Below are 2,479 nucleotides of genomic sequence, written 5' to 3'. Positions count from 1 at the left end.
CTCGGGGGTGTATGTATTTTTACTCATTGTTCTATTCTCTCAGATTAATGAGTCTCCGACAAACCCGGGGCGGTTCAGTCGGCTCGACCGATGCGGCGGCAGTTTTTTCTTTATTACGTAATGGCGGGGTCAAGCTCAACGATCGCGTACAAGCCACCCTTGAATTGGAGTCTGGTGCCAACGACCCGTTAGCCATTCTGTTAGTTACGGGTTTAATTGCCCTCAATGTTGACCCAGCTGGGCAGACAGTATTTAGCTTCTTAAAATTGCTATTGCAGCAACTTGGCTTTGGGTTGACCATGGGCTTACTCGCTGGCTTCTTATTATCCAAACTATTGCCGAAGGTGCATTTGGCAGAAGGGATGTATGCCATTTTGATATTGTCAGCGGGATTGTCGGTATTTGCAGCGACCAATCTAATTGGCGGTAGTGGGTTTTTGGCGGTATATTTGGCTGGGGTCATCATTGGCAATAATAAGGTGCGCTCAACCGAGCATGTGCTACGGGTGATGGACAGTTTTGCATGGTTATCGCAAGCGGTACTTTTCGTGGTACTTGGCTTACTTGTTACGCCCTCTAACGTCATCAACGTTTGGTATTATTCGGTAGCGATTGCAGCCTTTATGATATTGGTCGCCCGTCCTATTGCGGTCTACACCAGCGTAAAGCCTTTTAAATTCAAAGACAGAGAGATTGGCTTTATTTCGTGGGTAGGTTTACGTGGCGCGGTGCCGATTACTTTGGCGATTTTACCCGTTATGGCATCGGTAGATGGCGCTTTTATGTTGTTTGATATCGCATTTGGGGTAGTGGTTTTATCTTTGGTATTACAAGGAACCACCATTCCTATTATGGCAAATCTGTTTAAGGTACGCATTCCTGCCAATGATGAACCCAAAGAAGAGCATGAGGTTTGGGTGTTGGATAAAGCAAGTATTACCTTGTATGAGTTTGAGGTAAAAGCGGGCGCATTCGCGACTGGTCGGCATCCAAGAGGTATTTCTAGTCGTATCAGTCCTGATGAGATTAATGTCTTTGCTTTAGTGCGTAGGCAACAGCTAATATTAGTGGATGACAATACCCAGTTAAAATTTGGTGATAATGTGTGGTACGCAATGCGCGGTAATCATGCCAGCAAAATCGCCCAAATTTTTAATGATACCAGCTTAAATCGCAAAGCAATCGATGACTTTTATGGCGATTGGCTATTATCACCAAGCGTGAAGCTGGGCGATTTGCCATTTTTTACAGGAGTGATGCAATCTGAATCTTTGGTCAGCAAGCTTAAGTCTAAAACTGACGATCCATCAAAAAATATGTGGCAACAGACCGTGGCCGAATATGTCACTTCAAGTTTAGAAACGGCTCCTGTCTCGGGTGACACCGTAGCCGTTAATGACGAATGGTCGCTGGTGATTAAAGAGGTTGATAGCAAAGGTAAACTGAGAACGATTGGTTTAAAACGTCAAAAATATTAAAGATAAAAAGCCCTAACATGGGGCTTTTTTTAATGTATAACCACAAGAATTCTCTATAATTCTAAAGAATATGGATTAGAAGTCATTTGAAGCTATCTGCTTTTTCTACTTAAATAAATAAACAATCAATCTTTCAAAACTTCTGCTATGGCGTTGGCAACATAATCAACGTTATTGACATTAAGGCCTGCCACACACATGCGCGAGTTAGATATCATATAAATCCCAAACTCACTTTGTAAGCGTTCGACTTGCTCGGGAGTCAGTCCTGTAAAGCTAAACATACCGTTTTGACGGGTGATATAGTCAAAATTGCGCTCGGGCAGCTTGGCTTCTAACACTGATTTAAGCTTTATGCGCATGGCTTTGATACGATCTCGCATGCCATAAACTTCGCCAATCCATTGCTGGTGTAACTGCTCGTCATTCATAACGATATCGACCACACGTCCGCCATGTGATGGTGGGCTGGTGTAGATACGACGTACCATAAAGTTAAGCTGTCCAAAGACGCGCTCGACCTCGTCTGCGGTAGGGCAAACCATCGATAGACCGCCGACACGCTCACCATATAGCGATAGATTTTTGGAAAATGAATTGCTAACGAACAAGGGTAAATCCATATCGACGGCTTTACGAATAGCATAAGCATCACTGTCCATATCTTCGCCAAAACCTTGATAAGCGATGTCCATAAAGGGAATAAGCTCACGCTGTTTAATAACGTCCAGCACTTTATCCCATTGCTCTTGCGTCAAGTCCATGCCGGTGGGATTGTGACAACAAGGGTGCAGCAATACCACGTCGTGTTTATTCAGCTTTTCAATAAAACTGACCATCTCATCGAATTTGATGCTACTGGTGGCTTTGTCGTAGTAAGGGTAAGTGTCCACTTCGATATCACAGCCTTCAAAGATGGCAATGTGACCTCTGCTGTCAAATCCGTAGACATTAACTTGGGAGATTTTAATCAAGCAGCCTGACGATAAAAGTCAAACCAC

Annotated in this window: 1 protein-coding gene and 1 pseudogene; one reads left to right on the top strand and one right to left on the bottom strand. The window is 43.8% G+C overall.

What is annotated here, in order from left to right; all coding sequences use genetic code 11:
• Positions 1–1,478 (top strand): potassium/proton antiporter (locus JMY06_RS11630; RefSeq protein ID WP_201618405.1); only part of this gene is annotated, 1,478 nt, incomplete at its 5' end.
• Positions 1,479–1,603: 125 nt separating this feature from the next.
• Here JMY06_RS11630 and JMY06_RS11625 read toward each other — a convergent pair.
• A pseudogene (locus tag JMY06_RS11625) lies at positions 1,604–2,404 on the bottom strand (aromatic amino acid transaminase); the annotation flags it as partial.
• Between the last annotated feature and the right edge of the window lie 75 nt (positions 2,405–2,479).

It is taken from the genome of Psychrobacter urativorans, from assembly GCF_904846675.1.
In the GTDB taxonomy this organism is placed as follows: domain Bacteria; phylum Pseudomonadota; class Gammaproteobacteria; order Pseudomonadales; family Moraxellaceae; genus Psychrobacter; species Psychrobacter urativorans_B.
Note: the sequence above shows the minus strand (reverse complement) of the source record. Positions and strands in the feature narration are given on the sequence as shown.